This window comes from Micromonospora sp. WMMD987, from assembly GCF_029581435.1.
Classification (GTDB): Bacteria; Actinomycetota; Actinomycetes; order Mycobacteriales; family Micromonosporaceae; genus Micromonospora; species Micromonospora rifamycinica.
The window spans coordinates 5,970,084-5,991,090 of sequence record NZ_CP120861.1 but is presented as its reverse complement, the minus strand read 5'-3'; the positions used below and the strand labels follow the sequence as shown (position 1 = coordinate 5,991,090).

Sequence of the window (21,007 nt, the reverse complement as noted above, 5' to 3'; positions counted from 1 at the left end):
CGCGCCGTTGCGGCCCCGTTTTGCGGGCCGGGGGGGCGGTGCGCTACGGTTAATCAGCCGACGCGGGGTGGAGCAGCTCGGTAGCTCGCTGGGCTCATAACCCAGAGGTCGCAGGTTCAAATCCTGTCCCCGCTACTGTGGAAAAGGTCCCGGAGTTCTCTCCGGGGCCTTTTTCGTCGTCCCGATCCGGGGCACTGTCTCCGGATGTTCCCGCCGGTTGCCGGTATCCGGGCGTGGGGCCGGCCTGGTCGGCACCGGACCGTCGAGCACCACGCTGAGCTGCGCGGACACCGGATCGAGGACCCCGCTGATCTCCGTCGCGGCGATGGGTTAGGCTTAACGGGCCGGCGCGGGGTGGAGCAGCTCGGTAGCTCGCTGGGCTCATAACCCAGAGGTCGCAGGTTCAAATCCTGTCCCCGCTACTGTGGAAAAGGCTCCGGAGTTCTCTCCGGGGCCTTTTTCGTCGTTCCCACCGGTCCCCTCCTTCCGACACCGTGGCGGGTGGGTCGTCGGTGCTTCGGGGTGCCGGATTTGCGCTCCTCGGTCAGGATGAGGACATGTCTACTGGGATCAACATGTCAACTCCGACCAAGTGGTGGGGCCGGCTGGCCGCGGTGTTCGGCGCGGTCGTTCTCTCGGTCTTCGTGCCGGTGGCCGCCTGGGCGTCCACCGGCACCGGTGAACTGGTGGTGGAGGCCGCCCGTCGCCGGTCGAGAGGTGGTGGCTTCGGCTTCCTCGGGCTGCTCTGCTGCCTGGTGGTGGTCGGCGGGATCGTCCTCCTGGTGGTCCTGCTGACCCGCAACCGCCGTAACCGCCCGCCGCGCTGACCCGTCACCTGCGGCCGGGGGACACGGTGACCGTCACCCGACCGACGGCCCGGCCCCGGCACCCCGTCCGTCACCGGGCCAGGGCCGCCTGGGCCCGGGCCATGAACTGCGCCGTCGCCGCGCGCGCCCCGGAGCGTCCCGCCCGGATGCTCCGGGCCGCGTCGGCGAGCAGGGTGCGTACCTCGCCGTGCCCCTTCGGGGGTGGCGCGGGGGCCGGGCCGACCTGCTGGTTCAGCGCCTCGCCGAGGGTGGCGACCCGCTTGGCCAGCGGATCGTCGAGGGTCTGGACGACCGCCTCGCGGACCGTCAGGCTGGCCGGCAGGCCCCGCTCGGTACCGAACATCCGGCCCACCTCGATGCTGCCGGTGAGGAAGTTGACCACGTTGGCCACCACCCCGGCGTGCCGGGTGCCGCGGAACCCGGCCCAGTACATCGACGCCCGGTCCCACTGGGCCGCCCGGGGGCCGGGGAAGCCCACCATGGCCAGCTCGTCGTCGGAGTAGCGCTGGAGTTCCGGAAACTGGTGCGACCAGGCGAACGACGCGGCGGTGTGCCCGGTGACCACCAACTGCCGGGCCGGTTCACCGTTGTCGGCCCGGTCGACCAGGGCGGCGGCCGGAGTGGCCTGCTGGCTGCGCGCCCGCTCCCAGAACTCGAACCAGTCCAGCAGGGCCGCCGAACCGAACCCCAACTGGCGGCCCTGGTAGAACCGGGTGCCCAAACCGCGGAGCCAGAGCCACAGCGCCCGGTGGTCCCCGGAGGGGTCCATCGAGCCGGCCACCCGGCCGTTGCCGGCCCGGGTCACCCCGGCCGCCCAGCTCAGATAGTCGGCCCAGGTCATCGAGGTGGTGGGTTCGGGGACACCGAGCCGACGGAGCAGGTCCCGGTTGAACACCACGGCGGCGTGGGTCTGCCCCGCCGGTACCCCGTAGAGCCGGCCGTCGATGGTGCCGTAGTCCGTCAGGCCGGGTGGCAGCGTGTCCAGGTCGATCCGACCGTCGTCGACGTACCCGCCGAGATCCAGGACGATGCCGCGCTGGGCGTACTCGCCGAGCACGGAGTCGTCGATCTGGAACAGGTCGGGCGCGTTGCCGCCGCCGGCCTGGGTGGCCAGCCGGTCGTAGTAGCCGCCCTGGCCCTGCCAGGTCACCCGGAAGGTGACCAGCGGGTTGCGGGCCGAGTACAGCCGCAGGGCCTGTTCGGTGACCTCGGCCCGCCGGGTGCCGCCGTACCAGAAGACCGACAGCTCCACCGGGCCGTCCCGGGCCGGCGTCTCCTCCTCGTCGCCGGCGCACCCGCTGAGCCCGCCGGCGGCCAGCACCGGCAGCCCGAGCAGCCCGCCGAGCAGTTGCCGCCGGGCCGGGTCGGCACCGGGCCGGGGGAGCGGGGAAGGCGCGACGGACAACGGGTGCTCCTGGGGAGGGGTGAGCCGGGGGCCGGATCATTCACGCAGGTGGTGCGGGCGGGTGTCAACGGCCGGCCGGGCCGCGGTGCGCCGGTCGCCGGGTGGGCGCACCGGACGACGTGGCACCCGTGGTGTACTAGGGCGCGTGGAACTTCTGCACTCGGGCAAGGTCCGGGACGTCTACGCCGACGGCGACGACCTGATCCTGGTCGCCTCGGACCGGATCTCCGTCTACGACGTGGTCCTGCCCACCCCGATCCCGGACAAGGGCCGGTTGCTCACCGCCCTGTCGCTGTGGTGGTTCGGGCAGCTCGCCGACCTGGTGCCGCACCACGTCGTCTCGGCCACCGACGTGCCCGCCGAGTTCGCCGGGCGGGCGATCCGCTGCCGTCGGCTGGACATGGTGCCCGTCGAGTGCGTCGCCCGTGGCTACCTCACCGGAGGCGGCCTCAAGGAGTACGAGCGCACCGGTGCGGTCTCCGGCGTGCCGCTGCCGCGCGGCCTGGTCGAGGCGTCGATCCTGCCGGAGCCGATCTTCACCCCGTCGACCAAGGCCCCGGCGGGGCAGCACGACGAGCCGATGACCTTCGCCGAGGTGGTGGACACGGTGGGGGCGACGACCGCCGAGCGGTTGCGCCAGATCACCCTGGACGTCTACCGGCGGGGCGCGGAACTCGCCGCCGACCGGGGGATCCTGGTCGCCGACACCAAGATCGAGCTGGGCTGGACGCCGGACGGCACCCTGATGCTCGGCGACGAGGTGCTCACCTCCGACTCGTCGCGGTACTGGCCCGCCGAGTCGTACCAGCCGGGCCGCACCCAGTTCTCCTACGACAAGCAGTACGTCCGGGACTGGGCGACCGGCAGCGGCTGGGACAAGCGCTCGCCCGCCCCCGAGGTTCCCGCCGAGGTGGTCGAGGCGACCCGGGCCCGCTACGTCGACGTCTACGAGCGGCTGACCGGCGAACGCTGGTCCTGATCCCTCACCCGGCCCGAGCACCCCACGGTGGCGGAGAGCGGCCGTCGGCCGGCGCAGGGCGGCTACGCTGCGATGGTGAGCCGGCGTGAGCGGTACCGGGACGAGCTGCGGGCGGCCGGCCCGGCGCGCTGGCCGGCGTTCCTGCGGGACCACTCGGGGCTGCCCGGGCCCCGGGCCGACCTCGAACTCGCCCAGGCCGTCGCCGACGAGGGCGAGCCGGCCACGTTCGATCGGCTGATCGCCACCGACGACGAGTACCTGGTGCTGTGCGGGGTGCTCGGCCTCGGCCGGTTGCTGGCCGGGCAGACCCGGGCGCGGGAGCGCACCGGCACCGAGACACGGCTGCGCGGTCACGCCACCGACCCCCGCTGGCGGGTACGCGAGGCGGTGGCCATGGCGTTGCAGCGGCTCGGTGACGCGGACCTGCCGCGCCTGCTCGACCTCGGCACGGCCTGGGCCGCGGACCCGCACCCGCTGGTCCGGCGGGCCGCCGTCGCGGCGGTGTGCGAACCCCGCCTGCTGACCACCCCGGCGGCGGTCACCCGTGCCGTCACACTCTGTGAACGGACAACGGCGGGCCTGGCCGCGCTGCCGGCCGACCGGCGTCGCGCCGACGACGTCCGGGCCTTGCGTCAGGCGTTGGGCTACTGCTGGAGCGTCGCGGTGGCCGCCGACCCGACGGTCGGCCTGCCGGCGTTCCGGGCCCTGGCCGCCGTCGACGACGGCGACGTGGCCTGGATCGTCCGCGAGAACAGCCGGAAGAAGCGCCTCGCCACCCTGCTCACCGGTGCCGGGCCGGCTCAGCCGACCCGGAAACCGGTCCGTGGGTCGGCCGCCGCGCGGGAGCGGTAGGCGGCGAGCGCCGGCCGATCCGAGTCGATGACCCAGTCGCCGGAGCCCTTCTGGTTGAAGTAGACGAAACCGAGCAGGTCGGGTCGTTTCCGCATGGCGGTGAAGAGTTCGTCCACCGCGCGGCGGCGCATCGCACCCGGCTCGGCCCCGGTCTCCACGATCAGCAGCGGCCGGTCGGTGAACGTGCGGACCTGCCTGATGGTGGGCGCGAACAGGTCGTCGAAGGTCTGCTCCCCGCGCCGGGTGAAGTACCCGTCGATGCCGACCCAGTCCACGTACGCGTCGCCGGGATACAGCGGGGCGAGCTTCACCGACGGGACCGGGTTGACCACGTTCGGGGTCCAGGCCCAGATCACGTTCGTCGCGTCGGCGCGGGCGAAGACGGCGTGGATGTGCCGCCAGGCGGCGACGAAGTCCCTGGCCCTGTTGTCGTGCGCGCCCCACGAGTACCAGTGGCCGTTCATCTCGTGCGCGACGGTGAGCGCCACCGGCAGGTTGAGCCGGCGGACCGCGACGGCGAACTCCTCCAGGTACGGGTCGTGCCGCCCGGCGGCGATGTCCTTCAGCTTCACGGTGAACGGTTCCCAGCGGACGATCGGCAGCGCGCCGTACCGGTGGACCTTGCGGACCTCGGCGGCGGCGAACTCGTCGTCGAAGCTCTCGTAGATGGTGATGATGTTGGGTTTCCGGCCGACCAGGTCGGCGAACCGGTCGACCCGGCTCATGTCCTGCGGTGCCCCGTTCAACGCCACCCCGAGGTACCGCCCCGCCGGCCGGGTCAGCGGGCCGACGTCGTACGCCGGGGGTGGGCCGGTGGGCGGGGCCGGGACACCGGGGGCGGTGACGAACCGGGCCGGACGGCCGACCGGGCCGGGAGCGAGCGCGGCGTAGCCGAACACCCCGATCACGAAGATCGTCATGACGGTGAACAGGTGGCGGGAGGTCACCGGGAACGCTCCGGGCGGACGTCCCGCGCCGGCCGCACCAGCAGCGCCTGCAACGCGACGGTCAGGTAGAACGTGCCGCCGAGGAAGGCGGGGGCGAAGGTCAGCAGGTCGTCGGTGATCATCCGGTGGGCCGCCAGCCCGGTCCACAGCGCGCCGCTGCCCGCGGTGCAGACGGCCATCCCCCACCACAGCCGGGCCGTCCTGTTCTTGGGTGCCGTGCCGCCGGTGGGTTGCCAGCCCATGCTCTGCCCGCGCAGCAGGTCCCAGATCGCGAACGCGTGCGACCAGCCGTAGATCATCTTGACGGTCCACGCCTCCACCCGGTACGCGCACCGGTGCCACAGCGGGAACACCGCCAGGTTGTAGACCAGGCTGGGCACGATCCACAGGTAGTTCGCCGGGGCCACCGACTGCGGGAACCGGGCCAGCAGCACGATCGGCACCAGCGGCCCGACGAAGGTGAACAGCGCCGTGTGCAGGTAGTAGCAGAACCCGGAGAGGTACGACAGCCGGGTGCGCAGCCGCATCCGGGTGTTCCAGAACTTCGTCGACCCGAGCAGGCTCATCGAGCCGGCGCACCAGCGGTACTGCTGGGTGAAGAACGAGTTGACGTCGGCCGGGCACAGGCCGGTGGCCAGCGGCACCGGCAGGTACCGCAGCCGCCAGCCGCGCCGCCGCATGTCGAACCCGGTGTGGACGTCCTCCGAGTGCTCGATCAGGGTGGAGCCACCGATCGCGTCGAGCGCCTCCCGGCGGTAGAGCGCGCAGCTCCCGACGCAGATCGCCGCCTCGTGGTGCTGCCGGGACACCTGCACCACCCGGTAGAACAGCTCCTGCACCGCGCCGGCCCCCCGTTCCAGCCAGCCCTGCCCGGCGTGCACCCGGAAGTACTGCGGGGACTGCACGATCCCGAGATCCGGCTCGGTGGCCAGGTAGGGCACCATCTCGTCGAGGATGTCGTGCCGGGGGGTGAAGTCGGCGTCCAGCACCAGGATGTGCTCGCCCAGCGTGCGCTGGTACGCGTACCGCATGTTGCCGGCCTTCTTGTACCAGCCCCGGTTGGGGCGGCGCTGGTAGACGAAGCCGAAGGCGAGCGCCATCGCCTCCCGCTCGTCGGTCGCCGAGTCGTCGAGCACGTAGACGTGCACCCGGCCCGGGTAGTGGTCGACCATCCGGCTGACGTGCTCCCAGGTGTTGCGGAGCACCCCGGTCGCCTCGCCGCACACCGGCAGGAAGACGTCGACCGACGGGTGGACGGCCGGCCGGAAGTCCCGGACCAGCCGCCGGTGCCGGTCCAGGTCGAACCCGGGCGTACCGACGTTCACGCAGGTCGAGATCAGGTAGTAGAGCACGGTGAAGCCGAACAGCGGCAGCAGCAGGAGCAGCCAGGGGGCCATCCGGACGAACAGCGCCTGGCTGACGAGCAGCCCGCCGAAGCTGACGAACGAGGCGGTCGTCAACACCGGCAGCCGGCGGTGCCGGTAGGCGGCCTTCTCGTCGTCGTCGGGGGGCAGCGGCAGCGACGGGTCGACGGTCGCCGGGCGGGCCGGCGTCACCGCCCGCCGCGCCACCGCCCCGCGTGGAGCCGGCACCGCGACAGCCCCCGGTGGAGCCGGTGCCGTGACCGTCTCCGGTGGAGGCGGGGTCGCCACCGGCCCACGGGGAGTGGGCACCACCGCCGGTCGGAGGAACTGGGTCGTCTCGTCGACGCGGTCCGCGCCGGCCCGGGTGCTCACTTCGTCACCTCGGGTCTGCGCACCAGCAGCCCGATGCTGAAGCCCCGGACCCGCCAGGTGCGCGCGACGGCGTACGGCTTGAGCGCGGCCTCCTTGGCCGGCCCGATCCGCTGCACCGGATCGTCGAGCGCTCCCTTGCGGACGATCCACACCCGCTCCGGGCGACCCAGGCACACCGGGACGTCCCGGTCGGCGCACTCCTGCGCGCCCAGGGTGCCCTGCCGGCGGGCCGGCACGGTCATCAACACGTCCCGGGGCCGCCGGCTCTCGTCGACGTACCGGTTCACCGCGTCCCGGCTGGTGCGCTGGTCGCCGGCGTCGAACGGGCCGTACACCAGGGTGTCGCCGGGGGCCGCGTGCGCCCGCAGCACGGCGGCGATCTCGCTGGTGCCCTGGCCGTGGCCGGTGACACCGCGGATCTCCACCTGCACCGGGACACCGAGCAGCCCGACCGCCAGCACCGCGGCGGTGCCCCGCAGGAGCGAACTGCGGCGCAGCGCCAGCGAGGCGACCAGGACCCAGGCCGGCACCGTGAACAGCAGGTAGCGCGGCAGCCAGAGCGGGACGAACCGGGCGGCGACCAGCAGGCCGAGGGTGGGCAGCACCAGCCAGGCGGTGGCCACCGCCGACCGCTGCCGCATCGACATGCCGAGGAAGGCCAGGGCGAGCACCGCGCCCGCGAGCAGCGGCCCGCCGAACAGCGCCTCCGGGGTGGCGGCCAACCGGTCCAGGGTGACCGGTGGAATCCAGGTGATCTGCGTTCCGGTCTGTCGACCACCCAGCCAGAGCACCGGCAGGGCGGGCAGCACACCGGCCGCCGCCGCGCCGAGCCAACCGAGGAAGGCACGCCGCCGGTCCGCCCCCCGCCAGGCGATCAGCGCGTGCGCGACGAGCAGCAGCAACCCGACCAGGTGCAGCAGCCCGAGCAGAGCCACCGCGGCGGCGTAGCCCAGACAGCGGACGAACCGGGGACGTTCCAGCAGCCGGAGCAGCAGCAGGGTGGCCAACGCGGCGGCGCACACCGCGAAGGCGTACGGGCGGGCCTCCTGCGCGTACCGGGAGGTGGTCGGCAGCACCGCGAACAGCACCCCGGCGACCAGCCCGACCCGCAGCCCACCGATCCGCAGGCCGATCGCGGCGACCAGCCCGGCCGCCGCCGCCATGGCCAGCAGCGAGGGGATCCGCAGCGCGACGTCGGAGCTGCCGGCCAGCGCCACCCAGCCGCGCAGCAGCAGGTAGTACGCGCCGAGGGAGGCGTCGACGTTGCGCAGCACCGCCACGAAGTCGTCGAACCCGGCGGTGACCATGCCCCAGGTGGCCAGTTCGTCCTCCCACAGGCCGGGCCGGCCGATCCCGGTCCCGCCGAGGACACCGACGACCGCCACCGGCAGCAGCCGGGCGAGCTGCCGCAGCCAGGGCGCGTCCAGCGGCTCCGGCGGGGCCGGCCGGTCGGCCTCGGTGGGCTGCCAGCCGGTGACCGGCTCGGGCGGCGCGTCGCGGACGCGGACGATCAGGGCGGTCGGCGCGTCGCTCCGCGCGCCACCCCCGGCGGGTGGGTTCCCGGTCACCGGGCGGCGACGACCGCGTCGTCCGGCGCGGTCCGCGGCGCACCCGGGAGGGGCGGACAGGGGGAGACAGTCAGCATGCGTACGTGGCCCCGCTCGGTCGTGGAAGGGACGGACCGGAACGTCGTCGGCGTCCGGGGCGAAGGGTACCGGTCGGCCGGGGCCGCTCCGGCCCCCGCGTCAGCGGGTGCGGGCCGGCTCCGGGACCGCCTCAGATGGTGAAGGTGGCCTCCCTGACGGAGGCGGCGACCTTGCGCACCTCGTCGGCCCGGTCGAGGGGCGCGGTCATCCGGAGCACCAGCTGCCGGTCGATCGCGTCCTCCGGCACGCTGCGCCAGTAGGAGAGGTAGACCAGGCCGTACCGGGGCGCACCGTCCACCCGGGAGGTCTCCGCCCAGGTGGTGAACTCGCCACTGCGTACCCACTGCAACCCCCATGCCTCTTCCTGCCGGCGCAGCGCGGTGCGCCGCTCGTCGGTGCAGAGCCGGGGGCACTGCCGCACGACCAGGTCGCCACCGATGGTCGACCCGTCGGCGGCCGGGACGCCGCACCGGTAGTGCGCCGAACCGCTGGTACGGCCGACCTCGGTGCAGCTCCACCCGGTGGGCACCCGGAAGCTGAAGTCGACCCCGGCCAGGCCGGTGATCTCCCGGGTCGGGTCGGTGCCGGCGAAGGTGGGCGCGGCGGTCGGCCAGCCGCCGCCGACCGGTGGTTCCACGCCCGGCTGGCGCGGCGGGGTGCCCGGCAGGCCCAGGTCGGCCTCCGGGGTCGGCCCGGCGGTGCCGGCGACGCTGGTCCGGTCGCCGTCGGACCAGCTCGCGACGCCGAAGCCGCCGGCCGCCCCGAGGGCCGCCGCGACCACCGCGACCAGTGCGACCAGCGCCGGCAACCATCCGGTACGGCCCCGGCCGCGAACCCACCCGGCGGGCGTTCCGGCCGGCGCGGGACGCGCCGCGACCGGTGGATGCGGATACGGCGCCGCCTGGTGCGGGCCTGGACGCTGCGCGACCGGCACCGCCCCGGGCGGCGCCGGCGGTTGCGGGGCGGGCACCGGCGAGGTCGGCCCCGGAGGGCCGCTCACGGCCGTGGTGCCGGCGGAGGGGGTGGCCGTGGTGCCGGCGACGGTCGCGGCCGTGGTGCCGGCGGAGGGGGCGGCAGCCGTCGACGCACCCGGGCCGTCAGCCGGGGGAGGGGACGCGCCGCTGCCGGGACGCCGGGTGGGCGGGTCGGCCGCCGGCCCCGCGCCGACCGTCGGGCGCACCGGGGCGGTCGCGCCGGGCGGACCGACCGGCTGCTGCCCGGCCCCGGCCGGCGGCGGCTGCTCGGCCGGGGTGAGCCGCTGGCCGAGGGCGAGGAAGACGTGCGCGGCACCGCCACCGTGGCCGGCGGCGCAGGCCACCCAGGGCACCGGGCCGGTGTGGTTGGCTCCGGTGATCGGCAGACCGTCCGAACGGGCCAGCGTGTTCGCCGCCGCGGCGAACGCCTCCCGCCAGCCACCCTCGGCGGCGGCCGGCGCGAGCACGGCCACGGTGAACGGCCTCTCGGCGGTGTCCCGGGCGGCCCAGACCTCACCCAGCTCGCAGGAACTCAGCTTCCGGTGCAGCGCGTACGGACCGACTGTCTGCATGTGGCATCCCCCCGGCCGATGGTATCGGTCGCAGCGGCGCGGACCGATCGACCGGCGGGTCGCCGGGCGGTCAGTCGACCCAGTCGAGCGTACGGGCGACCGCCTTGCGCCACCGGCCCAGTTCCCGCTCCCGGTGGGCCGGATCCATCCGGGACTCCCACTGCGCGTCGGAGCGCCACTGGGCGCGCAGGGTGGCCAGGTCCGGCCAGAAACCGACCGCCAGACCGGCCGCGTACGCCGCGCCGAGGCAGGTGGTCTCGGTGATCCGGGAGCGGACCACCGGCACCGCCAGCACGTCGGCCAGGAACTGCATCAGCAGGCCGTTCGCGGTCATCCCACCGTCCACCCGCAACCGGCGCAGGGCCACGTCGGAGTCGGCGTTCATCGCGTCGACCACCTCCCGGGTCTGCCAGGCCGATGCCTCCAGCGCCGCCCGCGCCAGGTGCCCCTTGGTGATGTAGCCGGTCAGCCCGGCGATCACCCCCCGGGCGTCGCTGCGCCAGTGTGGCGCGAACAGGCCCGAGAAGGCCGGCACCACGTAGCAGCCGCCGTTGTCGTCCACGGTGGCCGCCAGCTCCTCGATCTCGGCGGCCGAGGAGATCAGCCCGAGGTTGTCCCGCAGCCACTGCACCAGCGAGCCGGTCACCGCGATCGCCCCCTCCAGGGCGTACGCGGCCGGCTGGCCGTCGATCCGGTAGGCCACCGTGGTCAGCAGGCCGTGGCTGGACGGCACCGGACTGGCGCCGGTGTTGAGCAGCAGGAAGCTGCCGGTGCCGTAGGTGCACTTCGCCTCGCCGGGCTGGAAGCAGGTCTGTCCGAACAGGGCGGCCTGCTGGTCGCCGAGCGCGCTGGCCACCGGCACCCCGGCGAGCACCCCGTGGGCGGTCCCGTAGACCTCCGCCGAGCTGCGGATCTGCGGCAGCACCGCGGCCGGGATGCGGAGCGCGTCGAGCAGTTCCCGGTCCCAGTCGAGGGTTTCCAGGCTCATCAGCATGGTCCGGCTGGCGTTGGTCACGTCGGTGACGTGCCGGCCGGTCAGGTTCCAGATCAGCCAGCTGTCCATGGTCCCGAAGAGCACCTCGCCCCGCTCGGCACGTCCGCGCAGCCCGTCGACGTTGTCCAGCAGCCAGCGCAGTTTCGGGCCGGCGAAGTAGGTGGCCAGGGTGAGGCCGGTGCGCCCGCGCAGCTTCTCCTCGCCGTACGACCCGGCCAGCTCGCGCAGCAGCGGGCCGGTGCGGGTGTCCTGCCAGACGACGGCGTTGGCGACCGGGCGGCCGGTGGCCCGGTCCCAGACCACGGTGGTCTCCCGCTGGTTGGTGATGCCGACGGCGGCCAGCCCTTCCGGGCCGGTGCCGGCCTCGGCCAGCGCGTCGCGGACCACCTGTTCGACGTTGGTCCAGATCTCCCCGGCGTCGTGCTCCACCCAGCCGGGCCGGGGGAAGATCTGCCGGTGCTCGCGTTGGGCGACGGCGACGATCTCACCGGCCCGGTCGAAGACGATGCACCGCGACGAGGTGGTGCCCTGGTCGATGGCGGCGACGTACTCTCCGGTCATCCCGGCACCGTACCCGGCGGGTACGCCCCGGAGCACCGTCGCGGCTCCGTACGATCTCCAGACGTGCGCGACATCGCCGTGTTCAGTGGAACCGCCCATCCCGACCTCGCCGCCGAGATCTGCTCCCACCTCGGGGTGCCGTTGCACCCGGTGCGGGTGTCCCGGTTCGCCAACGACTGCCTGGAGGTGCAGTTGCAGGCGAACTGCCGGGAGCGGGACGTCTTCCTGATCCAGCCGCTGGTGCCGCCGGTCCAGGAGCACCTGGTCGAGCTGCTGCTCATGATCGACGCGGCCCGGGGCGCGTCGGCCGGACGGATCACCGTGGTGCTGCCGCACTACGCGTACGCCCGCTCGGACAAGAAGGACGCCCCGCGCATCTCCATCGGCGCGCGGCTGGTGGCCGACCTGCTCACCTCGGCCGGCGCCCAGCGGGTGTTGGCGATGACCCTGCACTCGCCGCAGGTGCACGGCTTCTTCAGCGTCCCGGTCGACCACCTGCACGCGCTGCGGGAGCTGGCCGCCCACTTCCGGGGACGTGACCTGGGCAACACGGTGGTGGTCTCGCCGGACCTGGGCAACGCCAAGGAGGCGGCGGCGTTCGCCCGGATGCTGGGCACCCCGGTCGCGGCCGGGGCCAAGCAGCGGTTCAGCGACGACCGGGTCACCATCAGCACGGTGATCGGCGAGGTGGACGACCGGGACGTGATCGTGCTGGACGACGAGATCGCCAAGGGCAGCACGGTGATCGAGCTGATCGGCCACCTGCGGGAGCGCAACGTCCGGTCGATCCGGCTGGCCTGCACCCACGGCCTGTTCTCCAGCGGCGCGTTGGCCCGGCTCAGCGCCACCGACGGGGTGTGCGAGATCGTCTGCACCAACACGGTGCCGATCCCGCAGGACAAGCGGGTGCCGAAGCTGGAGGTGCTCTCGGTGGCCCCGGCGCTGGCCGAGGCGATGCGTCGGATCCACAACGGCGAGTCGGTCAGCGCCCTGTTCGGCTGACGGTCAGTCGGCGGTGGCGCTGATCCGGACCGTGGTGCCGGCGCTGCCGCTCTCGACCTCCATCGCGTCGCTGAGCTCCCGGGCCAGCCAGAGGCCCCAACCACCGGCGGTGTCCGGGGCGGGTCGGCTGCGGTCGTGGAGCTGGCGCTCGCTCAGACCCTGACCGTGATCGGACACCTCGCAGACGAGTTCGCCGGGGCGTCGCCAGAGTCGCAGCCAGCCCCGGCCGCCGCCGTGCCGGACGGCGTTGGTGATCAGCTCGTTGACCGCCAGCACGAAGTCGTCGAGCCGCTGCCCGGCCAGCCCGGCCGCGTGCGCACAGGAGCTGACCGAGTGTCTCAGCTCGGTCACCTGTGCCTGGTCGAACGCCTCGGCGATGAGAAGGGAAGGTTCGATGGGCACCACCGTACGCGGTGTGGGAAGCTCTGCGTTCGTCATGGGCCCTGTCCCGACAGCGATCCTGGAGTTTCGCGGTATTTCTACCGTACGTCAGGGTTGTTGACGCGGCAGCGGGCGGTCCGGCAGCTGACCGGGGCGGTTGTGGCATCGTGGCGGCCATGCCGTCGTCTCCGCCGGGTGGTTTCGAGGTCCCGCTCTGGCGCTCCGTCGCGGTCTTCCGCTTCGCCTCGCTGGTCTACGTCGGCCTGCTGGTCCTGCGCGACGCCGACCGGTACGCCCACCCGATCGCCGCCGGGGGTGTGCTGCTGGTGATGCTGGCCTGGTCCGGGGTGACCGCGGTCGGCTACGCCCGGCCGGCGAACCGGGGCTGGCCGCTGCTCTCGGCCGACCTCGGCGTGGTGCTGCTGATCCTGGCCGTCACCCCGTGGGTGGTGGGCCGCCCCGCGCTGGCGGCCGGCGTGCCGGCCCTGGCCGTGGCCTGGCTGGCCGGGCCGGTGCTCGCCTGGGCGGTCTCCGGTGGGCGACGACGCGGCACGGTGGCCGCCCTGCTGGTCGGCGGCACGGACCTGGTCACCCGGGGCCGGTTCGCCCCGTCCTCGCTGACCGGGGTGATCCTGCTGCTGCTCGCCGGGGCGGTGGTGGGGCACGTGGCCCGGTTGGCGGCGACCACCGAGGACCGGTTGCAGCGGGCGGTGGAGCTGGAGGCGGCGACCCGGGAACGGGAGCGACTGGCCCGGGACATCCACGACTCGGTGCTCCAGGTGCTGGCGCTGGTCCAGCGGCGCGGCGCACACCTGGACGGCGAGGCCGGTGAGCTGGCCCGGCTCGCCGGCCAGCAGGAGGCCGCGCTGCGCGCGTTGATCTCCGGGGTGCCACCGGCCTCCACCGCCGACCCGGTCGGCGAGCTGGACCTGCGGTCCCTGCTCGCCGGCTACGCCTCGACGGAGGTGCAGGTCTCCGCGCCGGCCACCCCGGTGCCGCTGCCCCTGCCGGTGGCCCGGGAGGTGGCCGCCGCGACGGCGGCGGCGCTGGACAACGTGCGCCGGCACGCCGACGGGCGGGCCTGGGTGCTGGTCGAGGACGAGGGGGAGGCGGTGACCGTGTCGGTGCGCGACGCCGGTCCGGGTATTCCGGCGGGCCGGCTGGTGGAGGCGGCCCGGCAGGGCCGGCTGGGGGTGGCCCAGGCCATCCGGGGCCGGATGGCCGACCTGGGCGGTGAGGCCCGGATCGTCTCCACGCCGGGGGAGGGCACCGAGATCGAGCTGATGGTGCCGAGGAGGGGCCGATGACCGGGGAACCGATGACCGGGGTACGGGTGATGGTGGTCGACGACCACCCGATGTGGCGGGAGGGGGTGGCCCGCGACCTCACCGAGGCCGGCCACCTGGTGGTGGCGACCAGCGGCGAGGGCCGCCAGGCGGTCCGGGTGGCCGCCGCCGCCCGCCCGGACGTGGTGGTGCTCGACCTCCAGTTGCCGGACATCTCCGGGGTGGCGGTGATCCACGGGCTGCGGGCCGCGCTGCCCCGGGTCCGGGTGCTGATGCTGTCGGCCAGCGGGGAGCAGCAGGGCGTGCTGGACGCGGTGAAGGCCGGGGCCACCGGCTACCTGCTGAAGTCGGCGGCCCCGGCGGAGTTCCTGGACGCGGTGCGCCGGACCGCCGCCGGCGAGCCGGTCTTCACCCCCGGCCTGGCCGGTCTGGTGCTGGGCGAGTACCGGCGGCTCGCCGCCGGCCCCCCGGCCGGCGGACCCGGCGACGGCGGACCCGCCACGGCACCCCGGCTCACCGAACGGGAGACCGAGGTGCTGCGCCTCGTGGCCAAGGGGCTGTCCTACAAGCAGATCGCCGGCCGGCTCGGACTGTCCCACCGCACCGTGCAGAACCACGTGCAGAACACGCTGGGCAAGCTCCAGCTGCACAACCGGGTGGAGCTGACCCGCTACGCGATCGAGCAGGGCCTCGACGGCTGAGCCCCGGGTGGCCGGGTGGGGTCAGTGCGCCTCGGGCGGCCGGGTCTCGTGGATGGCCAGTTCCTCGGCGCTCGCGCCGCCGCCGGCCGCGCCCGCGTCGTACGCGATGTTGTCGGTCTCCTGGTCGGTGCGGGCGCCCTCGTCCGGTTCGACCAGGCGGCCCACCTGTGCGTCGGCGACCGTGCCGAGCTGACCGTGGTCGTAGATCGAGACCGGGGAGTTCGGGTCCGAGGTCGGCCCCGGGTCCAGCACGTCGGCGTCGAGCTGGGCCTGGGCGGCGGCCTCCTCGTTCTCCGCCTCGGCGGCGATGTCCGGGTCGACCGGTCCGGCCAGCGGGTCGTCGGCCCGCCGCTCGTACTGCTCGCGGTCGAGCTTGTAGTCCAGCGACTCCCCGTCGAGCTGCTCCTCGGCGGTGGTGCCGAAATCGTCGACGGCCACCGGGGTGCGGTCACCGGGCAGCTGCGCCGGGTCCGGACCGTCCGCCTCCCGGCCGGTCAGGACGTCGTCGTGGGCGGTCGAGTCGTCGTCGGCGGTGTCGGGCAGGCCGAGCGCCTCGGGGTCGGACACGGGGGTCGGGAACTCGTCGTCGCGCATGGCTGAGCACTACCCACTGCCACCGCCCGGGTAACCGGGTCCGGCCTCCCGGATCGGGACTAAAGCGCAGAAATCAGTCGCGGTGCCAGCGGGACTCGTCCTCGGTGTGCAGCACGCACCAGACCACCTTGCCGTCCGCGAGCGGGGTGCTGCCCCAGCGCCGGGCCACCGTGTCGATCAGCAGCAGGCCCCGGCCGCCGGTCGAGGTGAGCGGTGCCGGCCCGGCGTACCGGGGCTGCCGTGGGCAGTGGTCCCGGACGGCCAGGCGCAGGACGCCGTCCGCCGGGGCCAGCCGCAACGTCATCGCGGTGCCCGCGTGCGCCACCACGTTGTTGACCAGCTCGGTGACCGCGATACAGGCCGGCTCGGTCAGCTCCGGCATCCCCCACCGGTCGCAACCGTCGGTGACCAGTTGCCGGGCCCGCCGGGCCGCCCCGACCGCCGGGGCCAGCTCCTCGCTCAGCACCGCCGCCATCGGCGTCCGGGCGAGGGCGGCCAGCGCCTCGTCCGCGGTGGGGAAGACCGCCAGCTCGCCGGGGGCCACCCCGGCGACCACCCCGGCCGGGTCGACCACCAGCAGCTCGGCGGCGGGCCAGTCGACCACCTCCTGCCGCACCCCGGCCAGCAGCCGGCCGACGGTCGGTCCGGCGTACCGCAGCCCGGCCAGGTCGACCACGATCGGACCGGGCCGGTCGACGAGGCGGGCGAGCAGGGCGTCGCGCACCCGGTCGGGACCGGCCGGTGCCAGCACCCCGCTGAGCCGAACCAACGCCGAGGAGTCGTCGACCACCACCCGGCAACCCGCCTCCACCGGACGGACCGTCGCGGGGGAGTCGGGCCGGGCCGACGGCCGGTCGGCGACGCTCATCGTGGTTCCCTTCGTCGGGGCCGCGGGCGGGCGGTCGTCGGGCGCACGGCGGCGAGGGGGCACGGCGTCGCGGCATCGGTCCCGCCGGCCGCCCCGGCGGCCTCGGCGGGGGTGCGGGTCATCGGCATCCCTGTCCGGTACCCCCGACCAGGCCGGGTCATACCGGGGCGGGACCACGGATCGCGGCCGGACCGCGCACCGCCCCCACACCCGGCCCGACCAGCCGCTGACCGGTTCCGATCTGCGAGGTTTCGGCGCGTAGGACCCAGGTTAATGGGACGCTCTGACCGGACCATCCCTCGCAGATCGCATGGAGGTGCACCATGCGCGTCGGCCTCGTCTGCGCGCACGCCGGGACGTCCCGGCACGCGGAAGGACCACCCGTCGGCACCCACGAGCACGTCGCGCGGGTCGCCGGGGAGCTGGCCGGGCGCGGCCATGACGTCCGGGTGTACGAGCGTCGCGACGATCCGGCCCTGCCGGAGAGCGTGGAGATCGACGGCTACCGGGTGGAACGGGTGCCCGTCGGACCGGACCGGCCCACCGCCACCGCCGAACTGGTCCCGTACGTCTCCGCGTTCGGTCGCTGGCTGGCCGACCGCTGGGCCGGGGAGTGGACGCCGGAGGTGGTGCACGGGCACTACTGGGTTGGTGGCCTGGCCGCCGCGCACGCGGTACGCGAGACGGACATCCCGGTGGTGCAGACCTTCCACTCGCTCGGCATCGAGCAACGCCGCCACCTCGGCCGGGAGTACGACGGCCCCGGTGAGCGGATCCCGCTGGAACGGGCGCTCACCCGGGCGGTGGACATGGCCGTCGCCCAGTGCAGCGACGAGGTCGACGAGCTGACCCGGATGGGGTTGCAGCGCGCCTCGGTGGCGATGGTGCCGACCGGGGTGGACATCGAGCGGTTCCACCCCGACGGCGAGGCGGCCCCCCGGGACCAGCGGGCCCGGATCCTCTCCGTCGGCGGGCTCTCCCCCGGGCACGGTCAGGACGACCTGATCCGGGCGATGCGGCTGGTCGGCGACGCGGAGCTGGTGATCGCCGGTGGACCGCCGGCGGACCAGTTGGCCACCCACGCCGAGGCCCGGCGGCTACGGGAGCTGGCCGAGCGCGCCGGGGTGGGCGACCAGGTCACCCTGGTCGGCGCGGTGCCGCACGACCAGTTGGCGACCTGGTACCGCTCCGCCGACGTGGTGGCCTGCACCCCGCACTACGCGTCCGCCGGGCGGGTGTCCCTGGAGGCGATGGCCTGCGGGGTGCCGGTGGTCGGCTACGCCATGGGCGGGATCGCCGACGCGGTGGTCGACGAGGTCACCGGCCGGCTGGTCCCGCCGGGCGACGTCCGGACGCTCGGGATGACGCTGCGTCGGCTGCTCGCCGACAACGCCGGACGGTTCGCGTACGGGCACGCGGCGGTGGACCGGGTCCGGTGCAGTTACACCTGGGAACGGACGGCGGGTGCGCTGGAACGGCTCTACGAGCGGGTGGTGGGCCGGCGGACCCCGGCCGAGGTGACCGTCGAGGTGCCCGACACGGTGCCGGTCGACACCGACGCACCGGTCGAGGGGACGACCGCCGGCCCGGTCGGCGTCTGAGCGGTCCGCCCGGGCCTGCGGGTCGCCAGGACGGTGGGTCGCCAGGACGGTGGGTCGCTAGGACGGTGGGTCGCTAGGACGGCTGGCGGTTGGCCGCGGCGGTACGCGGGCCGGCCAGGTGCGCCGGCCGGTCGGGTGCGGGGACCGTACCCACCACGAGGCGTTCCGGTGGCCGGGTCGCCGCCTGGTGGTGGTGCTGCGGCGCGGCGTACCGGGTGAGCCCGATCACCGCGGCGAGGGTGGTCAGGAAGCCGACGGCGGCCAGCCACTCCCGGCCCGGCCAGATCTTGTCGTCGAGCAGGAGCAGCCCGACGATCGCGGCGGGCACCGCCCCGGCGGCGTCCATCGCGGCGACGGCCGCCGTGGTGGAACCGCGCTGCATCGCCAGGCCGAGCAGGAGCTGACCCACCAGAGAGTGGACGATCAACAGGTAGAGCAGCGGGTCGCGGACGAACGCCTCGGCCGACGGGGCGGAGGCGAGCGGCCGGGCGGCCACCGCGGCGGCGGAGAACGCCAACCCGGCCAGCGAGCCGAGGGCCACCGAACCGGGTGCCCCGTGCAGGCGTACCGCGAAGAAACCGAGCAGCCCGATCCCGCCGAGGGCCGCCGCCAGGGCGACCAGGCCGGCGGTGCCGAGCCCCTTCGAGGGGGCCGGCTGGGCGGAGAGCACCAGCGCGGTGATCCCGGCGAAGAGCAGCACCAGCAGCGCCACCTCGGCGGCGGGCAGCCGCCACTTGAGCACCACCACCCCGAGCAGCGCGGTCACCCCCAGCCCGGCCGCCACGCTCGCCTGGACCAGGAACAACGGCAGGTCCCGCCGGGCCAGGAAGGCCAGCACGAAGCCGACCACCTGGCAGAGCAACCCGACCAGGTACGTCCGGTGCCCGGCCAGCCGCAGCAGCAGACCCGGGTCGAAGGTGTGGTGCACGGTCGTCCGGGCGGCGGCGACCGACTGGAGCATGTTGGCGAAGCCGTACGCGACGATCATCGCCGCGAGGAAGCACCAACCGGAGGACACCACCTGGCGAGGATAAGGGGTTGCGTGGGTTCAGCGCGCGGTTGGCCGACCCAGCCGGGACAGGACGTCGGCGTGCAGCAGCCCGTTGGTGGCGATCGCGCTGATCTCACCGGATGCCGTCCCACCAGGGGCGGGAGCCCCCTCGCGGGTGGTCACGGTACCCCCGGCGGCGGTCACGATCGGCACCAGCGCGGCGACGTCCCAGAGCGACAGTTCCGGCTCCACCATCACGTCCAGTGCCCCCTCGGCCAGCAACATGTAGCCGTAGAAGTCGCCGTACGCGCGGCTGCGCCAGGTGTCCCGCATCAGCTGGAGCACCGCGTCCAGCCGGCCGGCCGCCTCCCAGCCGGTCAGCGAGGAGTAGCAGAAGCTGGCGTCGGCGAGGTTGCCGACCCCGGAGACCCGGATCGGCTCGCCGGAGGCGGCGTCCGGGCCGGCGTACGCGCCCATCCCGGAGGCGCCCCACCAGCGCCGGCCCAGGGCGGGGGCGGAGACCAGGCCGACCACCGGCCGGTCCCCCTCCAGCAGGGCGATCAGGGTGGCCCAGACCGGTACCCCCCGGACGAAGTTCTTGGTGCCGTCGATGGGGTCGATCACCCAGCGCCGGCCGTCCGGGCCGGTGGCCGGCTGTTCGCCGTACTCCTCGCCGAGTAGCCCGTCGCCGGGTCGGTGGGTGGCCAGCAGCGCCCGGATGGCCCGCTCCACCGAGGTGTCCGCGTCGGAGACGGGGGTGAGGTCCGGTTTGGCGGTCACCCGCAGATCCAGCGCCCGGAACCGGTCCATGGAGATGGCGTCGGCAGCGTCCGCCAGCCGATGAGCAAGATCGATGTCCTCCGCGTACCCCGTCACCCCGAAACCCTAACCCCCACCCTCCCGCCACCCCTCCCTCCCCACCCCACCCGGTTCCCGCGCCGCCCTGCCCCTGTGACCGAGGAGTTCAGGTCACGCCGGGGCACGGTGGATGACGTGAACCTCCTGCTCACCGGGGTCGGTCCGGCGCGGAGCGGGGCGGCAGGGGGAGAGGGTGGGGACGGGGTCAGGAACCGGCGAGGGGGTCGCCGGGGTTGCGTTCGGGCTCGCGCGGGTCGCCGTCGCCGGACCGGGAGGCCAGCAGCCGACGGTACGAGGCCAGCCGGCGCTGGTCGGCCTTGCCGGTGGCCACCCACGCGTCCAGCGCGCAGTCCGCCTCGTCCGGGGTGTGCGGGCAGTTCGGCGGGCAGTCCACCGTCCCCTCCACCAGATCGGGGAAGCCGTGCAGCAGGCTCTCCGCCGAGACGTGGGCCAACCCGAAGCTGCGGACCCCGGGGGTGTCCACGATCCAGCCGGGGTCGCCGTCGGCGTCCGGGGTCCGGGGCAGCCGCAGCGCCACCGCACTGGTCGAGGTGTGCCGGCCCCGGCCGATCGCGCTGACCACGCCGACCGTCCGCAGCGCGTCCGGCACCAGCCGGTTGACCAGCGTCGACTTGCCGACCCCGGAGTGGCCGACCAGCACCGACACCCGGCCGGCGAGCAGGGTGCGCAGCGCGTCCAGGTCGGAGTCCGGCCGGATGAGCACGTACGGCAGCTCCAGCTCGGCGTAGTAGCCGACCACCTGGTCCGGACCGGCCAGGTCGGCCTTGGTGAGGCAGAGCAGCGGCTCGATGTCGGCGTCGTACGCGGCGACCAGGCAGCGGTCGATGAACCCGGTCCGGGGCGGTGGGTCGGCCAGCGCGCTGACGATCACGAGCTGGTCGGCGTTGGCGACCACCACCCGTTCCTGCCGCCCCTCGGCGGTGTTCTCGTCGTCGTCGGCGGTGCGCCGCAGCACCGAGCGCCGTTCGACGATCCGGACGATCCGGGCCAGCGCCCCGTCCGCGCCGGAGACGTCGCCGACCAGGCTCACCCGGTCGCCGACCACCACCGACTTGCGGCCCAGCTCGCGCGCCCGCATGGCGGTGACCGCGCCGTCGTCCGGGGTGTCCGGGAGCACGCAGGTGTACCGGCCCCGGTCGACGGCGATCACGAACCCGTCCACCGCGTCGTCGTGCCGGGGGCGGGTCCGGGTACGCGGACGCGAGGAACGG

19 protein-coding genes and 2 tRNA genes are annotated in these 21,007 nt (G+C 74.5%); 9 read left to right on the top strand and 12 right to left on the bottom strand.

What is annotated here, in order from left to right; all coding sequences use genetic code 11:
* Window positions 1-61: 61 nt before the first annotated feature.
* The 3 genes from O7612_RS25365 to O7612_RS25355 all read left to right on the top strand — a co-directional run bounded on the left by O7612_RS25365 (window position 62) and on the right by O7612_RS25355 (window position 827).
* Window positions 62-135 (top strand) — tRNA-Met (locus tag O7612_RS25365).
* A 213-nt stretch (window positions 136-348) separates the two neighbouring features.
* Window positions 349-422, top strand: a tRNA-Met gene (locus O7612_RS25360).
* A 153-nt stretch (window positions 423-575) separates the two neighbouring features.
* Window positions 576-827, top strand: coding sequence for a hypothetical protein (locus O7612_RS25355; protein ID WP_282274053.1), 252 nt, complete (start codon window positions 576-578; stop codon window positions 825-827).
* 70 nt (window positions 828-897) lie between these two features.
* Here the strand turns inward: O7612_RS25355 and O7612_RS25350 are convergent, their stop codons facing one another.
* A complete protein-coding gene (locus O7612_RS25350) occupies window positions 898-2,232 on the bottom strand; it encodes an ABC transporter substrate-binding protein (RefSeq protein ID WP_282267963.1) in 1,335 nt (444 codons plus the stop codon).
* Window positions 2,233-2,377: 145 nt separating this feature from the next.
* On the opposite strand from O7612_RS25350, the gene O7612_RS25345 reads away from it, so the two are divergent.
* Together O7612_RS25345 and O7612_RS25340 are read left to right on the top strand one after the other, a co-directional pair.
* Complete coding sequence (locus O7612_RS25345) at window positions 2,378-3,211, top strand: phosphoribosylaminoimidazolesuccinocarboxamide synthase (RefSeq protein ID WP_282267961.1); 834 nt, start codon at window positions 2,378-2,380, stop codon at window positions 3,209-3,211.
* Window positions 3,212-3,286: 75 nt separating this feature from the next.
* Window positions 3,287-4,063 (top strand): hypothetical protein, encoded by a 777-nt coding sequence (locus tag O7612_RS25340; protein WP_282267959.1) that lies wholly within the window; start codon window positions 3,287-3,289, stop codon window positions 4,061-4,063.
* Here O7612_RS25340 and O7612_RS25335 read toward each other — a convergent pair.
* From O7612_RS25335 to glpK, 5 genes are all read right to left on the bottom strand, one after another.
* Window positions 4,012-5,010, bottom strand: coding sequence for a glycosyl hydrolase (locus tag O7612_RS25335; protein WP_282267957.1), 999 nt, complete (start codon window positions 5,008-5,010; stop codon window positions 4,012-4,014). The two genes, O7612_RS25340 and O7612_RS25335, sit on opposite strands and share 52 nt — an antisense overlap.
* Window positions 5,007-6,746: a glycosyltransferase family 2 protein gene (locus O7612_RS25330; RefSeq protein WP_282267955.1), complete on the bottom strand. Its 1,740-nt coding sequence runs from the start codon at window positions 6,744-6,746 to the stop codon at window positions 5,007-5,009. Before O7612_RS25330 ends, O7612_RS25335 begins: the two co-directional genes overlap by 4 nt.
* The gene (locus tag O7612_RS25325; protein WP_282267953.1) at window positions 6,743-8,314 is read right to left on the bottom strand and encodes a glycosyltransferase family 39 protein; all 1,572 of its coding nucleotides are present in this window, start codon (window positions 8,312-8,314) and stop codon (window positions 6,743-6,745) included. Before O7612_RS25325 ends, O7612_RS25330 begins: the two co-directional genes overlap by 4 nt.
* Window positions 8,315-8,522: 208 nt before the next feature.
* Entirely contained in the window at window positions 8,523-9,938 is a 1,416-nt protein-coding gene (locus O7612_RS25320) for a hypothetical protein (RefSeq protein ID WP_282267951.1), read from the bottom strand.
* 70 nt (window positions 9,939-10,008) lie between these two features.
* Window positions 10,009-11,493 carry a glycerol kinase GlpK gene (gene glpK / locus O7612_RS25315; RefSeq protein WP_282267948.1) on the bottom strand — a complete coding sequence of 495 codons (1,485 nt, stop codon included), beginning with the start codon at window positions 11,491-11,493 and terminating at the stop codon, window positions 10,009-10,011.
* 63 nt (window positions 11,494-11,556) lie between these two features.
* Between glpK and O7612_RS25310 the strand changes: the two genes are divergently transcribed.
* Window positions 11,557-12,495 (top strand): ribose-phosphate pyrophosphokinase, encoded by a 939-nt coding sequence (locus O7612_RS25310; protein ID WP_282267945.1) that lies wholly within the window; start codon window positions 11,557-11,559, stop codon window positions 12,493-12,495.
* A gap of 3 nt (window positions 12,496-12,498) precedes the next feature.
* Here O7612_RS25310 and O7612_RS25305 read toward each other — a convergent pair whose 3' ends face one another.
* Window positions 12,499-12,933 (bottom strand): ATP-binding protein, encoded by a 435-nt coding sequence (locus tag O7612_RS25305; protein ID WP_282267943.1) that lies wholly within the window; start codon window positions 12,931-12,933, stop codon window positions 12,499-12,501.
* Between the two features lie 119 nt (window positions 12,934-13,052).
* Between O7612_RS25305 and O7612_RS25300 the strand changes: the two genes are divergently transcribed.
* Together O7612_RS25300 and O7612_RS25295 are read left to right on the top strand one after the other, a co-directional pair.
* Window positions 13,053-14,183: a DUF5931 domain-containing protein gene (locus tag O7612_RS25300; RefSeq protein WP_282267942.1), complete on the top strand. Its 1,131-nt coding sequence runs from the start codon at window positions 13,053-13,055 to the stop codon at window positions 14,181-14,183.
* 11 nt (window positions 14,184-14,194) lie between these two features.
* Window positions 14,195-14,863, top strand: a complete 669-nt coding sequence (locus O7612_RS25295; RefSeq protein ID WP_282274052.1) for a response regulator transcription factor — start codon at window positions 14,195-14,197, stop codon at window positions 14,861-14,863.
* A gap of 21 nt (window positions 14,864-14,884) precedes the next feature.
* Here the strand turns inward: O7612_RS25295 and O7612_RS25290 are convergent, their stop codons facing one another.
* Both O7612_RS25290 and O7612_RS25285 read right to left on the bottom strand, forming a co-directional pair.
* Window positions 14,885-15,457, bottom strand: a complete 573-nt coding sequence (locus tag O7612_RS25290; protein ID WP_282267941.1) for a DUF5709 domain-containing protein — start codon at window positions 15,455-15,457, stop codon at window positions 14,885-14,887.
* 73 nt (window positions 15,458-15,530) lie between these two features.
* On the bottom strand, window positions 15,531-16,325 hold the full coding sequence (locus tag O7612_RS25285) for an ATP-binding protein (RefSeq protein ID WP_282267940.1): 795 nt from the start codon (window positions 16,323-16,325) through the stop codon (window positions 15,531-15,533).
* A gap of 323 nt (window positions 16,326-16,648) precedes the next feature.
* On the opposite strand from O7612_RS25285, the gene O7612_RS25280 reads away from it, so the two are divergent.
* On the top strand, window positions 16,649-17,926 hold the full coding sequence (locus O7612_RS25280; RefSeq protein WP_282267939.1) for a glycosyltransferase: 1,278 nt from the start codon (window positions 16,649-16,651) through the stop codon (window positions 17,924-17,926).
* A gap of 73 nt (window positions 17,927-17,999) precedes the next feature.
* Here the strand turns inward: O7612_RS25280 and O7612_RS25275 are convergent, their stop codons facing one another.
* The 3 genes from O7612_RS25275 to rsgA all read right to left on the bottom strand — a co-directional run bounded on the left by O7612_RS25275 (window position 18,000) and on the right by rsgA (window position 20,874).
* Window positions 18,000-18,914 carry a hypothetical protein gene (locus tag O7612_RS25275; RefSeq protein WP_282274051.1) on the bottom strand — a complete coding sequence of 305 codons (915 nt, stop codon included), beginning with the start codon at window positions 18,912-18,914 and terminating at the stop codon, window positions 18,000-18,002.
* Between the two features lie 60 nt (window positions 18,915-18,974).
* The gene (gene hisN / locus O7612_RS25270) at window positions 18,975-19,793 is read right to left on the bottom strand and encodes a histidinol-phosphatase (protein WP_282267937.1); all 819 of its coding nucleotides are present in this window, start codon (window positions 19,791-19,793) and stop codon (window positions 18,975-18,977) included.
* 187 nt (window positions 19,794-19,980) lie between these two features.
* Window positions 19,981-20,874 (bottom strand): ribosome small subunit-dependent GTPase A, encoded by an 894-nt coding sequence (rsgA, locus tag O7612_RS25265; RefSeq protein ID WP_282274050.1) that lies wholly within the window; start codon window positions 20,872-20,874, stop codon window positions 19,981-19,983.
* Window positions 20,875-21,007 lie beyond the last annotated feature (133 nt).